The organism is Diaphorobacter ruginosibacter (assembly GCF_014395975.1).
In the GTDB taxonomy this organism is placed as follows: Bacteria; Pseudomonadota; Gammaproteobacteria; order Burkholderiales; family Burkholderiaceae_C; genus Diaphorobacter_A; species Diaphorobacter_A ruginosibacter.
This window is the reverse complement of record NZ_CP060714.1, coordinates 5,100,668-5,115,824: the sequence shown is the minus strand read 5'-3', so window position 1 is coordinate 5,115,824 and position 15,157 is coordinate 5,100,668. Positions and strand designations below refer to the sequence as shown.

16 protein-coding genes are annotated in these 15,157 nt (G+C 67.7%); 6 read left to right on the top strand and 10 right to left on the bottom strand.

Annotated features, from left to right (window positions below; translation table 11 throughout):
* Positions 1-14: 14 nt before the first annotated feature.
* A complete protein-coding gene (locus H9K76_RS23070) occupies positions 15-1,301 on the top strand; it encodes an SAM-dependent methyltransferase (RefSeq protein WP_187597560.1) in 1,287 nt (428 codons plus the stop codon).
* Here the strand turns inward: H9K76_RS23070 and H9K76_RS23065 are convergent.
* Genes H9K76_RS23065 through H9K76_RS23025 form a run of 9 tightly spaced genes read right to left on the bottom strand, consistent with a single transcriptional unit; the run spans position 1,237 to position 9,167 of the window.
* A complete protein-coding gene (locus H9K76_RS23065) occupies positions 1,237-2,469 on the bottom strand; it encodes a DegT/DnrJ/EryC1/StrS family aminotransferase (protein ID WP_187597559.1) in 1,233 nt (410 codons plus the stop codon). The two genes, H9K76_RS23070 and H9K76_RS23065, sit on opposite strands and share 65 nt — an antisense overlap.
* Positions 2,470-2,901, bottom strand: a complete 432-nt coding sequence (locus H9K76_RS23060; protein ID WP_187597558.1) for a DMT family transporter — start codon at positions 2,899-2,901, stop codon at positions 2,470-2,472. It lies immediately after the preceding gene.
* Positions 2,898-3,272, bottom strand: a complete 375-nt coding sequence (locus H9K76_RS23055) for a DMT family transporter (protein WP_187597557.1) — start codon at positions 3,270-3,272, stop codon at positions 2,898-2,900. The genes H9K76_RS23060 and H9K76_RS23055 overlap by 4 nt, the downstream gene beginning before the upstream one ends.
* A complete protein-coding gene (locus H9K76_RS23050; RefSeq protein ID WP_187597556.1) occupies positions 3,262-4,188 on the bottom strand; it encodes an alpha/beta hydrolase in 927 nt (308 codons plus the stop codon). Before H9K76_RS23050 ends, H9K76_RS23055 begins: the two co-directional genes overlap by 11 nt.
* Positions 4,185-4,883 (bottom strand): MtnX-like HAD-IB family phosphatase, encoded by a 699-nt coding sequence (locus H9K76_RS23045; RefSeq protein WP_246475209.1) that lies wholly within the window; start codon positions 4,881-4,883, stop codon positions 4,185-4,187. Before H9K76_RS23045 ends, H9K76_RS23050 begins: the two co-directional genes overlap by 4 nt.
* Positions 4,876-5,811, bottom strand: a complete 936-nt coding sequence (locus H9K76_RS23040; protein ID WP_187597555.1) for an efflux RND transporter periplasmic adaptor subunit — start codon at positions 5,809-5,811, stop codon at positions 4,876-4,878. Before H9K76_RS23040 ends, H9K76_RS23045 begins: the two co-directional genes overlap by 8 nt.
* Positions 5,808-6,581 (bottom strand): ABC transporter ATP-binding protein, encoded by a 774-nt coding sequence (locus H9K76_RS23035; protein ID WP_343066359.1) that lies wholly within the window; start codon positions 6,579-6,581, stop codon positions 5,808-5,810. Before H9K76_RS23035 ends, H9K76_RS23040 begins: the two co-directional genes overlap by 4 nt.
* A gap of 13 nt (positions 6,582-6,594) precedes the next feature.
* Positions 6,595-7,740, bottom strand: a complete 1,146-nt coding sequence (locus tag H9K76_RS23030) for an FtsX-like permease family protein (protein WP_187597554.1) — start codon at positions 7,738-7,740, stop codon at positions 6,595-6,597.
* Positions 7,737-9,167 carry an efflux transporter outer membrane subunit gene (locus tag H9K76_RS23025; RefSeq protein ID WP_246475207.1) on the bottom strand — a complete coding sequence of 477 codons (1,431 nt, stop codon included), beginning with the start codon at positions 9,165-9,167 and terminating at the stop codon, positions 7,737-7,739. Before H9K76_RS23025 ends, H9K76_RS23030 begins: the two co-directional genes overlap by 4 nt.
* 281 nt (positions 9,168-9,448) lie before the next feature.
* Between H9K76_RS23025 and H9K76_RS23020 the strand changes: the two genes are divergently transcribed.
* From H9K76_RS23020 to H9K76_RS23000, 5 genes are all read left to right on the top strand, one after another.
* Positions 9,449-10,171 carry a response regulator gene (locus H9K76_RS23020; protein WP_187597553.1) on the top strand — a complete coding sequence of 241 codons (723 nt, stop codon included), beginning with the start codon at positions 9,449-9,451 and terminating at the stop codon, positions 10,169-10,171.
* A complete protein-coding gene (locus H9K76_RS23015) occupies positions 10,156-11,322 on the top strand; it encodes a sensor histidine kinase (RefSeq protein WP_187597552.1) in 1,167 nt (388 codons plus the stop codon). Before H9K76_RS23020 ends, H9K76_RS23015 begins: the two co-directional genes overlap by 16 nt.
* Positions 11,323-11,455: 133 nt before the next feature.
* The gene (locus H9K76_RS23010) at positions 11,456-13,135 is read left to right on the top strand and encodes an acyl-CoA dehydrogenase family protein (protein ID WP_187597551.1); all 1,680 of its coding nucleotides are present in this window, start codon (positions 11,456-11,458) and stop codon (positions 13,133-13,135) included.
* 100 nt (positions 13,136-13,235) lie between these two features.
* On the top strand, positions 13,236-14,435 hold the full coding sequence (locus H9K76_RS23005) for a threonine ammonia-lyase (protein WP_246475206.1): 1,200 nt from the start codon (positions 13,236-13,238) through the stop codon (positions 14,433-14,435).
* A gap of 187 nt (positions 14,436-14,622) precedes the next feature.
* Positions 14,623-14,787, top strand: a complete 165-nt coding sequence (locus H9K76_RS23000) for a hypothetical protein (RefSeq protein WP_187597549.1) — start codon at positions 14,623-14,625, stop codon at positions 14,785-14,787.
* A gap of 146 nt (positions 14,788-14,933) precedes the next feature.
* Here H9K76_RS23000 and H9K76_RS22995 read toward each other — a convergent pair whose 3' ends face one another.
* Positions 14,934-15,152 (bottom strand): hypothetical protein, encoded by a 219-nt coding sequence (locus tag H9K76_RS22995; RefSeq protein ID WP_187597548.1) that lies wholly within the window; start codon positions 15,150-15,152, stop codon positions 14,934-14,936.
* Between the last annotated feature and the right edge of the window lie 5 nt (positions 15,153-15,157).

Sequence of the window (15,157 nt, the reverse complement as noted above, 5' to 3'; positions counted from 1 at the left end):
CGGGAGTTTCTGCCATGTTCGATGCACTGACCGACGGCCTGCTGCAGCGCGCTTTCGAGCCGTTGGTGAAAACCGGTCGACTCGATGTCGTGACTCCCGCCGGCAAGGTGCTTGCATTCGGTGACCAGGGCCTGCCGCAGGCCCGCATCCGCTTCACCGACCAGCGCGCGGTGATCCATCTGCTGCGCGACCCGGACCTGAACTTTGGGGAGATGTACATGCAGGAGCGCATCGTCGTCGAACAGGGCTCGGTCTACGATGTGCTCGAACTCGTGCTGCGCCACGCCAGGCAGGTTCCCGACAGCAGGATGGTGCAGTTTCTCGATGCCGTGCGCATGAAGCTCATCCCCCTCTGGCAGAACAACCTGCGCGGCAAGTCGCGTGCGAACGTGGCCCATCACTACGATCTGGACGACCGGCTCTACCAGCTGTTCCTGGACGAGGACCGGCAGTATTCCTGCGCCTATTTCGAGAACGGCAACGAGAGCCTCGAAGCCGCGCAGCTCGCCAAGAAGCGCCACATCGCCGCCAAGCTGCTGCTGGCGCCAGGCCAGCGCGTGCTCGACATCGGTTGCGGCTGGGGCGGCATGGCACGCTACCTGGCCGAGATCGGCGAGGCGGGGCACGTGAAGGGCGTGACGCTGTCCACCGAGCAGCTCGAAGGTGCCCGGCGGCGCGCATTGCAGACGCCGGTCGCCGACCGCCTGGAATACGCGCTCGAAGACTACCGGGACACCCGGGGGCCTTTCGACCGCATCGTGAGCGTGGGCATGTTCGAGCACGTGGGTTCTCGCTTTCACGACGCCTTCTTCCAGCAATGCTTCGAGCTGCTGGCCGAGGACGGCGTGATGCTGCTGCACTTCATCGGCAACTTCGAGGAGCCCGCATTCAACAACCCGTGGATCGAACGCTACATCTTCCCCGGCGGCAACCTGCCATCGATGTCGGAGTTCACGCCCGCCATCGAGCGCTCGGGCCTGCTGGTGAGCGACATCGAGGTGCTGCGCCTGCATTACGCCAGCACGCTGCGCATCTGGCGCGAGCGCTTCCTCGCGCGGCGCGAAGAAGCCCGGTTGCTGTATGACGAGCGTTTCTGCAGGATGTGGGAGTTCTACCTGTCGATGTCGGAGACCGCGTTCCGCTACCAGGACATCGCCGTCTTCCAGGTGCAGCTCGTGCGCAACCAGGAAGCCGTGCCGCTCACGCGCAACTATGTGGCACCGCGTGAGGCAGCGCTCAAGGCGCGCGAGCGACTGTCTCCGCGATATGCGCACATAGTCGATCAAACTGCGCATCGGTGAGCCATTCGCTGTTGCTCACGGCCACGAGGCGTTGCGCCCAGTCGCGTGCCACCATCACGCTGTCGAGCACGCCGCTGCCGAGCAGGGGCGCATAGCGCACGTAGTCGGAGACGATGTTCACGAATGGCAGCGACAGCCCCAGGTTCGATGCCCAGTGCGCACGCATCAGCACGTCGCGCGAGGCACGGTCGGGCATGCGCAGCAGAATCACGGGCCAGGTACCTTGCGCCTCGGGCGCGGGGTCGCGCACCACCTCGATACCGGGAATCTGTGCCAGCCGCATCATGCGCCCCTGCGCCCGCGTCTGAGCCTCCTGCAGGTGCGGCGAGAGCCGCTTGAGCGCACGCACCGCCACGCGCCGGCGCCAGGTTCCCAGCGTGTGCCGCGGAATGAAAGCGTCGAAATCATCGCCCGCAGCGGCAATCCAGTCGTCTTCGGCCAGGCTCCTGCGAAGCGACGCCCCGTACGCCCAGTCGAGCGTCGCGGGCCGATACACGGCCGCATAGCCGAGCAGTTCCGCGCTGCGCAGCAGCTCCCATCCGAAGCTGAAGCCCACCGTGCGGCCGTGCATGGCCCGCAGGCTGCTGCGCATGCCGGCCTCGCGTGCGACCAATACGCCGCCCTCATAGGTGGTGAGCCCCTTGCCGACCGCAAGGCTGAACAGGCCGACGTCGCCCTGCATGCCCACGGACTGGCCATTCACACGCGCGCCAAGAGCCTGTGCCGCATCCTCGATCACATAGGCGCCCACAAGCCGCGCGAAATGCAGCGCCACGCGCACATCCGCCACACGGCCGCCCAAGTGGGTGGGCACGATGGCCAGCGTGTGCTCGCTGCACAGGCCCCGCAGCATGGACTCATCCATGTCGAGCGCGTCAGGGCTCAGGTCGCACAGGCGCGCCTGCAGGCCGCATTGGGAGATCGCCATCGCCACCAGCGGGCAGGTGTACGCCGGCATGATGACCTCGCGCCGCGCGGGAGCAAGCTTGTGCAGCGTGCGCAGCGCCACCATGAGCGCCGAGGTGCCCGAACATTCAAGCTGAACCTCGGGCACCTGAAGCCATGCGGCCAGCGCGTCGTCGAAGTTCGCGTCGCCCCATGGCAGCAGGTCGCCCAGGCGAAGCGGAAGGCCCGCGGTAGGAGGTACGGTGATGCGTGCAACTTGCATTCACGCATTGTCGACGATGCGCGCGGCACCGGCCGTGCCGCTGGGGTGCTCTTCACCCGGCTCTTCGGTCTCGCTGAGCGCCAGGCAGATGATGCCCGCGATGATGAACAGGCAGCCCACGATCTGCGGCCAGCCGATGTCCTCGCCGAAGAGATAGTGCGACAACGCGAGCACCGAGATGATCTCCAGGTGCGAGGCCGCGAACGCCGGGCCGATGGGCGCGCGTTTGAGCAGGCTCATCCACGTAAAGAACGCCCCGATATAGCCGACGAAGGCGCCGTAGATCCAGGGCTGGCCGAACACGCGCGCCAGCCATGCGGGCGAGAGCTCCAGCGGCAACGCCGCATTGCCGGCCTGCTTGAAGCTGAGCTGGGCCAGCGTGTCGAACGCCATGAGCACCAGGAAACCGATGAGGTAGAAGCGCCTGCTCATCCCGCGAGCCCCACGACGGCAACACCGATGGAGACCAGCAAGATGCCCGCGACGCGCAGCGGCGCAAGCCGTTCCTTGAACAGGATGCGGCCCGCGATCATGATCGCCACGATGTTGATGGAGCCCAGCAGCACGCCGTCGGACAACGGTACGAGCGACAGGAACGCGAGCCAGAACACGAACTCCGCCACGTAGCAGCCCATGCCGATCCACAGCCATGGCTTGCCGAGCATGAAGCGCCAGCGCGCCACACCGTCAAGCTCATGCGGCGGCTGGCTCGCAGCGGCCTTGAAGGCAAGCTGCCCGCCGCTGTCCACCAGAATGTTGAGCACCCACAGCGTGATGACCAGCGGCGAGAGCTCACTGCCCATGGCTTGGCGGCTCCGATGCATGCACCGAGGCAATGCGCGCGAGGAAATCGTTGATGCGCGCGATGACGGTACGGCGCTCGCGGTCGATGGTGATCATGTGATAACAGTTGTCCAGCAGCACCAGTTCCACCTGGGCGTTGACCGCGCCGCGCGCGATGTCGTACGCATTGGAGACCGAGGAGATGTCGTCTTCGTTCGCATGGATCACCAGGCACGGGGCCCGCACATCCCCCAGGTGCGACTGCACGTGCGCCGAGAGCGCACGCAGTTCGATGATGGACCACCATGGATTGCCCGGCAGCCCGGCCGCCGCGCTGTCGCCGCTGTGCATCTGCAGGGCGATGCGTGCGCGCAGCGCTTCGTCCTTGATGCCGTAGGGCGGCGCCTCCATGAACACGCTCTTGCGACCGATGCCGAGCCAGCGGAACAGCGGCAGCAGGAACGCGAGCCTGGTGTAGCCTGGAATGCTCCATCCGTCGTAGCGGAAGGTGGTGGACAGGGCACACACGCCGGCCACCTTGTCGGCGCGCTTCTCGGCAACCGCGAGCGAGAGCAACGCGCCCATCGACAGGCCGCCGACCACAACCCGATCGACATGGGCCGAGAATCGCTCCAGTGCCGACTCAACGCTCGCGAGCCAGTCCTGCCAGCGCGTTCCCACCAGATCATCCATGCTGCCGCAATGGCCGGCAAGCTGCACCGCATACACCGTGAAGCCCTGGCGATTAAGCCCCTTGCCCAGTACGCGCATCTCCGCCGGCGTCCCTGTGAGGCCATGCACCAGCAGCACGCCGGTACGCGCTGCAGGACCGGAGCCGGGCATCACGAACTCATTGTCCGTGAGGCAAAGCGCAGACAGCGCGGCATGTTCGTCGCTTTGCTGCTGCATTGCGTGGAAACCGTCGGCGGCGTTCATGCCAGAACCTCCAGCCCCAGGGCCACCTTTTCGAGCAGGCCCGTGGCCTCGACGAAGGTCTCGAATGGAGCGTGCGCAATGCCGTGCTGCTCGCAATGCGCGATCAGCTTGTACTTCGCGAGCACGAAGTCGGCCTTGTGCGAGACGCAGAAGTCCGAGGTGCTGTCGCCCACGTAAAGCACGCGTCCATGCAGCCCCTGCTGCTCGGCCAGCCGCTCGCACTTGCAATTGCCGCTGGCGCGCTGGCAGCGTGCGCTGGCCCAGGGGGATTCGAGGCGCCAGCGGCGCCCGTCCACCTGCACGAGTCGATTGGCGACCACATCGAGATGCCCCAGGCCGTGGCGCTGCAGTACATGGCGGATCGCATAGCCGATGCCGTCGCTCACCACCTGCACCTGGATGCCGTGGGCACGCGCGGTGTCGACGAAGCCCGCAAAGCCGGGATCGATCTCGATGGTGTCCAGGTGCGCGCGCAGCTCGTCCTCGCTCATGTCGAGCAACGCCACCTGTCCCTTCATGCATTCGCGCGAACCGATCTCGCCGCGCTCCCATTGCTCCTCGAGCTCCACCCAACCGGGCATGCCGAAGCGCGTGAGCAGCGTGTCGGTGACGTCGAGCACGCTGATGGTGCCGTCAAAGTCGGACTGCACCATCCAGCCGGTGTGCGCGGCAAGAAATTCAATTCGGTCATTCATGGAAGGTCACCCTCACGTTCTGGCCCACGCGGGCTCCGGCCGGCGGCTGGTCGAAGGCCAGCACGCATTCGATGACGCGCACGGGGCCGCGCTGCACGTCGTCCTGCAGGTGCGCAGCGCCGAAGACCGGGCTGATGCGCAGCACCTTCGCCTGCGGCAGGGCTGGCACGGAGCCGCCCGCATCGCCGTCGAACACCACGGTCGCACGCATGCCCTCGCGCACGGCGTTGGCAAAGCTTTCGTTGAGCTCCGCCCGCACGACGAGCGGCCTGCCCGGCAGCAAGATGATCACCGGATGCGCCGGTGCGGCCTGGCTGCCCACATGGGTGCGCACGCGCACGATGGTTCCGCCCTCCGGGGCATGCACCTCGAGGCGCTTGCGCAGGGCACGCAGCTGCTCCACCTTGGCCTGTGCCACCTGTACCTCGGCCTGTGCCACCTCGGCCTCGGACTGCGCATCGCGCAGCTGCTGCGCGGCCTCCTCCACGCTGTGCGCATCGGCCGCGCCTTCGCGCGCCGCCGTCTGCCAGCGCGCGAGCATGGCCTTGAGCTGCGGCAGCCGGGCCGCCTTGGCCTTCTGGCGCACCTGGGCAAGCCGCCACTCCGACTCAGCCACGGACAGGTCGGCGCGCGAGGCATCGTCCGCCATGCGCAGCAGCAGCTGGCCGCGCTGCACACTCTGGCCCTCCTTGACCGGCAACTGCTGCACGGTACCTTCGACGCCGGGGCCCAGTTCGAGCAGGCCTCCGTCCACTTCGATCTTGCCGCGCGCAACGGCAGCCGGGCCGCTCTGGGCCGGGGCCGCGACGGCGGCATGGGCGGGCGAGGACAAGGCGTCGCCGCCCGATGGCGAACAGCCGGCCAGCAGCACAGCAGCCAGGGCAGCCCCTGCAAAGCCGGCCGATGACAGACGCGGGGTTGGTTTCATGAGTCGTTTCCTTGAGCGCTCTCGAGCGGCGAGTTCTGGCGCCAGTCGCTGCGGATGGCCCCGTCCTCCATGCCGAGCACGCGGTCCGCGTGACGCACCAGGCGCGGGTCATGGCTCACGCACAGCACCGTCGTGCCATGCGCGCGCGCCGCGCGGTGCAGGATGTCGATCACGCGCTGGCCGCTCTCGGCATCCAGCGCGCTGGTGGGTTCGTCGGCGAACAGCAGTTGCGGCTGCTTGGCCATCGCGCGGGCGATCGCCACGCGCTGCTTTTCACCTCCTGAGAGCTCGGCCGGCCGCATGTGCGCACGATGCGACAGGCCGACCTCGTCCAGCGCCTGCTGCGCACGCCGCTGCGTCTCCGACGCGCGGATGCCCATGTAGCCGAGCGGCAGCTGTACCTGCTCCAGCGCCGTCAGGGCGGGAAACAGGTTGAAGCCCTGGAACACGAAGCCGGTATGGGCGAGGCGAAAGCGCTCGAGTTCACGCACGCTCATGCGCCCCAGGTCTTCTCCCAGTGCAAAGGCCTTGCCACGGTCGGGCGTGAGCAGGCCCGACATCAGCGACAGCAGCGTGCTCTTGCCGCAGCCCGAGGGGCCTGAGATCAGCGACAGCTCGCCCGCGTACAGCGCCACGCTGAGGCCTTGCAGCACCTGCACGCGCACCACGCCCGAGAGGTAGGATTTCGTGAGCTCCATCGCCTGCAGGCTGGGCCGGGCGGAAGCGTCCCGTTCCGGAAGAGCGACCGCCACAGATGGCTCCATCGTCATGTTCATGCCGCGATCACCTCAGCAGCGTGGCCGGATCGGCCCGCAGCAGGCCGCGCATTGCGCCGATGCCCGAGAGCAGCGCGAGCACGGCGATCAGCACCGCGCAGCCCAGCATGGCCTGCCCGTTGAGCGCCACCGGCACGCGGTATACGCGCGCCACCGACATCAGCCCCAGGCTGGCCAGCGCGGCCAGCAGCAGACCCAACCCACCGATCCAGAGCGCCTGCTCGACAACCACCCGGCCCAGCGCACCCCGGCTCACGCCCAGGGCATTGAGCACGGCATACTCGCGCGCCGATCCGGTCACGACCGTCTTCAGCGACTGGCTGGTGACCACGGCCCCCACGAGACACACGACGATGGCCATGAACAGCACCCCCGCGCCCGCGCCCGTGTCGAACATCCAGTAGAGCTGCGAGCGGTGCGCGAAGGCCTGCGCAGTCCACGCCTCGTGCGGGCCGAAGCTCGCGCCGCCGCGATTGAGGCGTGCACCCACGGCCTCCACGTCGGCCCCCTTGCGCACGCGTGCGACGAGGTAGGTGCTGCCGTGGCTGGCGGATTGCTCGGAAATTTCGCGCGCGCTCTCCAGCGAAGCGATCACGTTCACGCCACCCAGGCCGCGCAGGCCGTCCACCGCCGCGACGATGCGCACGGGATGGTTGTTGATCCAGGCCGCACCGCCTTCGGCCGATGCGAGCGTGGGCAGATCCGCACGGTCGACGATCACCGCCCCCGGCTCGCGCAGCAGCCGGCGCTGCCAGGGAGCGAGCACACGGTCGAACATCATCGCGTCGGAGGCGGTGGAAATGCCCGACAGATAGATCGACACCCCGCCCACGGCCTGCGCGACCGCGCTCCTGGCGCGCCAGTCGCCATCGACCCACACGTAGGGCTCCACGGCGGCGATGTCCGCGTCCATGCGCAGGCGCATTTCCACGTCCGGCCCGATGTTGCGGCCGAAATTCACGCTCTGCGTTCCGGGGTAGCCGATCCACAGGTCGGCCGACGTGGCGCTCACGTAGATGGCCGCCGTGCTGAAGATGCCCAGCACCAGCGCCGCCTGCATTACCAGCAGCACGCCCGCGAATCCGACAGCGAACACCGACGGCACGAAACGGCGCCATTCGTAGGCCAGTGTCTTGCGTGCGAGTGCGATCACGGCATAGCCCCCTCGCCGGACTCCGCCGGCAAGGGCGCACCGCCCAGCGCCTTGAACAGCGCGACGTACGACAGCGCCTGCGCGCCACGGGCCACGTTCTGGTCGGCGAGATTGGACAGCCGGGCGCGCTGTTCGGCCAGCCGCGCATGGTCGCTCGACAGGCCCAGCTGCTGGCGCCGCGCCAGTTGCCCGTCGCGCGCCTGGATCAGCGCCTCGGCCTCCCGCAGGGCGGCCATGCGCTCGCGCTGCGCGTTCAGGCCCGTCAGCGCGCCCTCCACATCGGCAATGCCTTCCAGGATGCTCTGGCGGTAGGCCGCGACCGCCACCTGCAGGGCCGCCTCGTCGGCATCCGCCTGCGAGCGCCTGCGACTCCAGTCGAACAGCGGAATGTCGATCGCCGGCCCGATGAGCGGCATCTGGTCGAACGTGGTGCGCCGGTTGCGCGTGAGGTTGTAGGAATACAGCAGCGAGCCCGTGAGCTGGAAGCGCGGGTACAGGGCCGAGCGCGACAGCCCGAGCGTCCCCGCGGCCCGCTGCACGGCCGCCTCGGCCGTCTCGATGTCGGGCCGCGTGCGCAACAGGTCGGCGGGCAGCACCTGCAGCTCGAAGTGCTGCGGATCGGGCAGGCGGGCATCGGCACTCTCGGACAGCCATGCGGGATCGGGTGACGGCTGGCCCAGCAGCACGGCGAGCGCGTGCGCGGCGCGGCGCTGCTGCTCCGTGATGTCGATGAGCTGGCCGCGGCTTTGCTGCAACTGCATGCGTGCCTGGTGCACAGCGTCCGCGCCGTCGATCTGTTGCGCAAGCCGCACTTCGCTCAGCCGCACCGCACGCTGCTCGAGTCCGATGCGCTCGCGCAGCAGGACCCGCTGGTGCTGCGCGATGCGGATGTCGAGATAGCGGCGCACGGTATCGGCCACCAGATTGATGCGCGCGCCCCGCCACTGTGCCTCTGCGCTCAGCAGCTCGCCGCGTGCCGCGGCGCGTGTGGCCTCGCGCGCGCCGAACAGGCCCAGGTCCCAGGTGACGTCGATGCTGGCATGGAAGTACGAATCAACGGCGGCCACGTCCTGCAGGGTGCGCACGCCACCGCTCACTTCGGGCTGGAAGCTGGCCTCGGCGACACCCATCAGCCTGCGCTGCTGCCGGAGCCTTCCCATGGCCTGCGCAAGATCGAGGTTCTGCGCCAGGGCACGGTCCACCAGCGCGTCGAGCTCCGGATCCTTCCAGCGCTTCCACCAGGTCTGCAGGTCGGCCGCGGTAAGTTGTGCCGCGCGCTGTGCATTCTGTGGTGTGACATCGTCGCCGCCCGGTGCAGGGGCACGGCCTCCCTGCTCGATCCAGGCGGCCGGGACGGAACGGTCGAGTTCCGGCGCGGGCACGTTCGCGCACCCCGCCAGCAGTGCCGTCAGGCCGAGACTCGTCACGATACAAAACGAAGAGGCGATTTTCACTCTGGAGAAGAAGGCAGCCTGGCGCGCGCCCATGTCGATGCGCCGGCAGAAAGAGGCCGAAAACACAGGGGGTTGATGGCATTGGAGCGCCCCAAGCTTGCGCGAGCTTGGACGATTGATGGAGGAAATATGGAGACGCGTGCAAACCGGCTCCCGCGTTCATAATGGCCCGGGGGAGCGAACGTCCGCACGGCCATTGCAGTGCGATATGCGATGAGCGATGTGCGATTCGCGCCTTGCCCCGACCGCCTGTCATGAACATGAACCACGCATCTCCAGCGGCCCCGCAGATCCTTGTCGTCGAGGACGAGCCCGGCATCGCCACCATCCTCCATGCCTACCTGGAGCGCGACGGCCTGCGCACCCTGACCGCGCATGACGGCCCGGAGGCCGTCCAGGCGTTTCGCCAGTTCCATCCCGACCTGGTGCTGCTCGACATCCACCTGCCCGGCATGGACGGCATCGACGTGCTGCGCGCCATCCGCGACCAGGGCCAGACGCCGGTGATCATGGTCACCGCCATGGCCGACGATGTGGACAAGCTGGTGGCGCTGCGCCTGGGTGCCGACGACTATGTCGTCAAGCCCTTCAATCCGGCCGAGGTGGTGGCGCGCGTGCGCGCCGTGCTGCGGCGCACCCAGGCCCGCCCCATGCCGATGGCCGCGCCGATCCGCGTGGGTGCGCTTGAAATCGACTCCGAGGCCCACAGCGCCGTGGTCTACGACGCAGAGGGCCAGGCCCAACCGCTCCCGCTGACACTCACCGAATTCCGCCTGCTGGCACTGCTCGCCTCCCAGCCGCGCCGGTGCTTTTCCCGCCTGCATCTGATCGAGCACTGCCTGCCCGAGAGCGACGCGCTGGAGCGCGTGATCGACTCGCACCTCTCCAAGCTGCGCCGCAAGCTGCAGCTTGCCGGTCAGGAGAACCTGATCGACACCGTGCGTGGCATCGGATACCGCCTATGGCCCGACGGCTGAACCGCATCTGGGTCCGATTCGGGCTGTGGATTGCCGGCACGGTCCTGAGCACCATCGCGCTGCTGTCCTTTTGCGCCTGGGCCTTCTCGAGCGTGCAGTACTACCAGTTCTACAAGACGCTGCCCGACGAGGTGCGCGTGGAGCTCGACGAACTCAACGCCAACGATCTGGAAGACAGCCCCCGCGCCATGCAGATCTACGGCCAGTACTGGCGCGGAGACACGCTGTTCGGCGAGCAGATGTCGCTTCTCATCGGCCTCATCGTGTGCCTGCCATTCGGGCTGACCGTCGGGTTCTGGGTGTCGCGCTACGTGACGCGCCCGCTCGCCTCCATCGTCGAGGTGGCCAAGCGCGTGGAACAAGGCGACTTCTCGGCGCGCGCCGTTGCCACCGGCGCGCATGGCGAGATGGGCGAAGTCGTGCACACCTTCAACAACATGATCGACTCGCTCGACGAACTCGAGGCCGAGCGGCGTGCCACGGCAGCCTCCATCTCCCATGAGCTGCGCACGCCGCTCACCGTGCTCAAGGCTCGCCTGCATGCCGTCTGCGACGGCGTGATCGTGGCCGATGAGGCGGAATTCCGCGCGCTGCTCGCGCAGGCAGAACACCTGGGGCGCCTCGTGGACGACCTGCACACGCTGTCCATCGCCGAGGCCGGCCAGCTCTCGCTGAAGAAGCAGCGGCTGTGCCTCTGCGCACTGCTGGGCGAGGCCCTGTCGCACCTGCAGCCGCAGCTGCAGCAGGCCGGCATGGAACTGGAGCTCACGCTGCCCGTGGACGAGGCCGAGAGCGACATACGCGCCGATCCCGACCGCATGCGGCAGATCATCGCCAACCTGGTGAGCAACGCCATGCGGCATGCGGTCCAGGGCCGGTGGCTGGGCGTGGACGTGCAGTCGCTGATCGACGAGAACGGCGAAGCCTGGGTGCAGCTCGGGATCAGCGATGCCGGTCCCGGCCTGCCGCAGGAGCTCAGAAACCACCCCTTCCAGCGCTTTGCCATGGCGCCCGGCAAGCGCAAGCGCGAGGGCTCTGGGCTGGGCCTGTCCATCGTGCGTGCGCTCACGGAGTCGCAGGGCGGCACGGTGCGATCCATCCCGTCGCCACGTGGCGGCACGCGGTTCATCCTGCGCTTCCCGCGGGCATGACGGGGCGCCTCTGGTACCGGGCATCGCCCGATCCACGGCGGGGATGTGCAAGTCGGCGAAATCCAGAATGGATGAGCCGGGAGCCTCGGCCTAAACTGCTCGTTCACGCAGCGACGAACGAGCGAGGCCCGACATGTCCACACGCCCCACCGCGGAAGCCCCCAACCAGTTCCCCGACTGGACCGGCTACAACCTGCTGGCCACCGATCCCGCACTGCAGGAGTCGCTGAGGCGCGCCGGCGCGGCCTGGGCCGACCCCCAACTGTCCAACTATGCCCAGCAACTGGGCAACCCGCAGAGCTTCGAGCTCGCGGAACTGGCCAACCGCCACACGCCCGAACTGCACGGCTTCGACTCCCGGGGCCGGCGCATCAACAGCGTGGAATTCCATCCTGCCTGGCATGCGCTGCTCGGCATGTACCGCGAGCACGGGCTGGTTTCGCTGCCGTTCGAGGACAGGCAGAAGCGGGGCCGCTGGACCGCATGGGCCGCCGGCTTCTACCTGCACGGCCAGGTCGAGCAGGGCACGCTCTGCCCCTCGACGATGACGCAGGCCAGCATTCCGCTGCTGCAGCGCGAGCCGGCGCTCTGGAACGCCCTCGGCAACAAGCTGCTCAGCCATGAGTACGACGCGCGCGACGTGCCGCTCGCCGAGAAGAGAAGCCTCTTCATCGGCATGGGCATGACCGAGAAACAGGGCGGCTCCGACGTACGCGCCAACACCACGCTGGCCCGCGCCGTGGGCACGGGCGGACGCGGCGCGGAGTACCGCATCGATGGCCACAAGTGGTTCTATTCCGCCCCCATGAGCGATGCGCATCTGGTCGTTGCCCGCATCGAGCATGAGGACGGCCCGCTCGGCTGCTTCTTCGTCCCGCGCTGGCGGGACGACGGCACGCGCAACGGCGTTCATGTCGAGCGCCTGAAAGACAAGGTGGGCAACCGCAGCAACTCCAGCAGCGAGGTGAAGTTCGTCGCCGCCAGCGGCATCCTGATCGGCGAGGAAGGGCGCGGCATCCCCACCATCATCGAGATGGCGACCTACACGCGGCTCAATTGCGTGGTGGGCAGCGCGGCGATCCTGCGCTCGGCCCTGGTACAGGCCATCGCCTATGCGCGCAGGCGCTCGGCCTTCGGCAGGCCGCTGGCCGAGCAGCCGTTGATGCGCTCGGTACTGGCCGACCTGGCCCTGGAGAGCGAGGCCGCGCTGCAGCTCGCGATGCGGCTCGCGCAGGCCTATGAAGATGACGACTCCGCCGCCCCGGACCCTCTTGCCAGCGCCTGGAAGCGCGTGATGACGCCGGCAGCCAAGTTCTGGGTCTGCAAGCGCGGAGTGGAGCTGACCGGAGAAGCGATGGAGGTCTTCGGAGGCAACGGTTACGTGAACGAGAGCATCGTCGCGCGCCTGTTCCGCGAGGCCCCCGTGAACTCGATCTGGGAAGGCTCCGGCAATGTGATGTGCCTCGACGTGCTGCGCGCGCTCTCGCGCGAGCGCGATGCGCTGGAGCTGCTGCATGCCGACTTCAGCAATGCCGCGCTCGACGAACCTCGCATCGCCAAGGCGCTGCACGAGCTGCGCTCGCTGTTCGCCACGCCCCCCGACCAGCTCGAGGCACTTGCACGCCTGCTCGTGCAGCGCCTGGTGCTGGTGGCGCAGGCCTGCCTGCTCAAGCGGCACGCGCCGGCATTCGTGGCCGATGCGTTCATCGCCACGCGGCTGGCCAGCCCCACAGGACAGAGCGGGGTGGTGGGCGCCATCGACGTGCGGGGCATCGATGTGGACGCCCTGCTCGCGCGCGCCCTGCCTGCCTGACACAGGAACAACAGGAACACCCTCCCGCGGGAAAACCAATGCCGGCCATGTCGTCTTGTCACGCGGCCCATGGCGTGCTGCGTCACAATCCACGTCCATCATGCTTCAGCTCCAAGACATCCAAGACGCCGCCGGCCGCCTCGGCGGCCAGGTGCTCGACACCCCCTGCGTCGAATCCAAGACGCTCTCGCAGATCGTCGGCGCGCAGGTGTTTCTCAAGTTCGAGAACCTGCAGTTCACCGCCTCGTTCAAGGAACGTGGCGCGTGCAACAAGCTCGGCCAGCTCTCGCCCGAGGAGCGTGCGCATGGCGTGATCGCGATGAGCGCGGGCAACCATGCGCAGGGCGTGGCCTACCATGCGCAGCGCCTGGGCATGAAGGCCGTGATCGTCATGCCGCGCTTCACGCCCGGCGTGAAGGTGGAGCGCACGCGCGGCTTCGGCGCCGAAGTGGTGCTGCACGGCGACACGCTCGAGGAAGCGCGCTCCCATGCCTACCAGCTGGCCGACGAGCGCAAGCTGACCTTCGTCCACCCCTATGACGACGAGCAGATCGCCGCCGGGCAGGGCACCATCGCCCTCGAGATGCTGGCCGAGCAGCCCGATCTGGACACCCTCGTCATCGCCATCGGCGGCGGCGGCCTGCTCGCGGGCATGGCCACGGCGGCCAAGGCCCTCAAGCCATCCATCGAGCTGATCGGCGTGCAGACCGCACGCTTCCCGTCGATGGTGAACGCGGTCAAGGGCACGACCCACGAACAGGGCACATCGACGATCGCCGAGGGCATCGCCGTGGCGAGCCCGGGCCGGATCACCCAGGAAATCATCGCGCGCCTCGCGGATGACCTGCTCATCGTCCAGGAGGGCGACATCGAGCAGGCCGTGCTGATGCTGCTCGAAATCGAGAAGACCCTGGTCGAGGGTGCAGGCGCGGCAGGCCTTGCGGCGCTGCTACGCTATCCGGAGCGCTTCAAGGGCAAGAAAGTGGGCCTGGTGCTCAGTGGCGGCAACATCGACCCGCTGCTGCTCGCCGCCATCATCGAGCGCGGCATGGTGCGCTCGGGGCGCCTGGCGCGCATCAAGGTCAGCGCCCGCGACGTTCCCGGCGTACTCGCGCGCATCACCGCCACCGTCGCCCAGGCGGGAGCGAACATCGATGAAGTCCACCACCAGCGCGCCTTCACCCTGCTGGCCGCGCAGAACGTGGAGATCGAACTGGTCCTGCAGACCCGCGGCAGGGAACATGTGCAGCAGGTGCTGGAGCAACTGCGCGCCGCCGGAATGGAAGCCGACCTGATGTGATCCCGCGGGGAGGCGCCGCCGGGCGCCGGACCTCGGGACTTTCCCGCCACCGCGCCCCACCGGATGCCCAAATCCGCGCCATTGGCTTAAACTCGCGGGATAGCTATCCACCAGGCAAGGCAGGCGCTCGCGCCCGACCCGCTGCCGCCATCACCGTCATTTCACGGAACTGCACGAGGAGACACCCATGGCCCACGATCACGACCACATTGCCCCCAACCGCGCCGACGTCGAGGCCGCCCACGCGCAGGACGTCACCGAAACCGTGGTGCCCGTCATTCCCGTGGTGCTGCCGGTGGTGGGCGCGCTGATGATGTTCCTGCTGGCGTTCATCGCCGTGCACATGGCCTGACTCGCGCTCCGGCACCCGCCAACCCCGGTCTTGTGGCCGGGGTTTTTTTTTGCCCGGAAAGAAATCACCTCCACAGCATAACGCATAACCTCATGCATCGTTTGCATAGTTTTCCTGACGAAAAACAAGACAAATGGAAGACGGGTTCATAAAATCGACATTCCAGCCGACGCACGCATCAATGTTTTTGAGCGATTGAACGCCAACGCCAGACACCATGCGCCACCGCCGACGGAGCGACAAGCCGTTTTTTCAAAGGCAGTGCTCAGCAGACTTTTCGGACACGCGCCTTGTTTGACGCTCCGCCCGGTGATGCAGTGGTCTGCGCAATCAGCGCTTCCTTTGAAAAAATCGTTTTTCATCATTAGGA

Bases quoted from the DNA above. Each gene is read 5' to 3' on its own strand.
- H9K76_RS23070 (WP_187597560.1), top strand. From the start codon at position 15: ATGTTCGATGCACTGACCGACGGCCTGCTGCAGCGCGCTTTCGAGCCG.
- H9K76_RS23065 (WP_187597559.1), bottom strand. From the start codon at position 2,469: ATGCAAGTTGCACGCATCACCGTACCTCCTACCGCGGGCCTTCCGCTT.
- H9K76_RS23060 (WP_187597558.1), bottom strand. From the start codon at position 2,901: ATGAGCAGGCGCTTCTACCTCATCGGTTTCCTGGTGCTCATGGCGTTC.
- H9K76_RS23055 (WP_187597557.1), bottom strand. From the start codon at position 3,272: ATGGGCAGTGAGCTCTCGCCGCTGGTCATCACGCTGTGGGTGCTCAAC.
- H9K76_RS23050 (WP_187597556.1), bottom strand. From the start codon at position 4,188: ATGAACGCCGCCGACGGTTTCCACGCAATGCAGCAGCAAAGCGACGAA.
- H9K76_RS23045 (WP_246475209.1), bottom strand. From the start codon at position 4,883: ATGAATGACCGAATTGAATTTCTTGCCGCGCACACCGGCTGGATGGTG.
- H9K76_RS23040 (WP_187597555.1), bottom strand. From the start codon at position 5,811: ATGAAACCAACCCCGCGTCTGTCATCGGCCGGCTTTGCAGGGGCTGCC.
- H9K76_RS23035 (WP_343066359.1), bottom strand. From the start codon at position 6,581: ATGACGATGGAGCCATCTGTGGCGGTCGCTCTTCCGGAACGGGACGCT.
- H9K76_RS23020 (WP_187597553.1), top strand. From the start codon at position 9,449: ATGAACATGAACCACGCATCTCCAGCGGCCCCGCAGATCCTTGTCGTC.
- H9K76_RS23015 (WP_187597552.1), top strand. From the start codon at position 10,156: ATGGCCCGACGGCTGAACCGCATCTGGGTCCGATTCGGGCTGTGGATT.
- H9K76_RS23010 (WP_187597551.1), top strand. From the start codon at position 11,456: ATGTCCACACGCCCCACCGCGGAAGCCCCCAACCAGTTCCCCGACTGG.
- H9K76_RS23005 (WP_246475206.1), top strand. From the start codon at position 13,236: ATGCTTCAGCTCCAAGACATCCAAGACGCCGCCGGCCGCCTCGGCGGC.
- H9K76_RS23000 (WP_187597549.1), top strand. From the start codon at position 14,623: ATGGCCCACGATCACGACCACATTGCCCCCAACCGCGCCGACGTCGAG.
- H9K76_RS22995 (WP_187597548.1), bottom strand. From the start codon at position 15,152: ATGATGAAAAACGATTTTTTCAAAGGAAGCGCTGATTGCGCAGACCAC.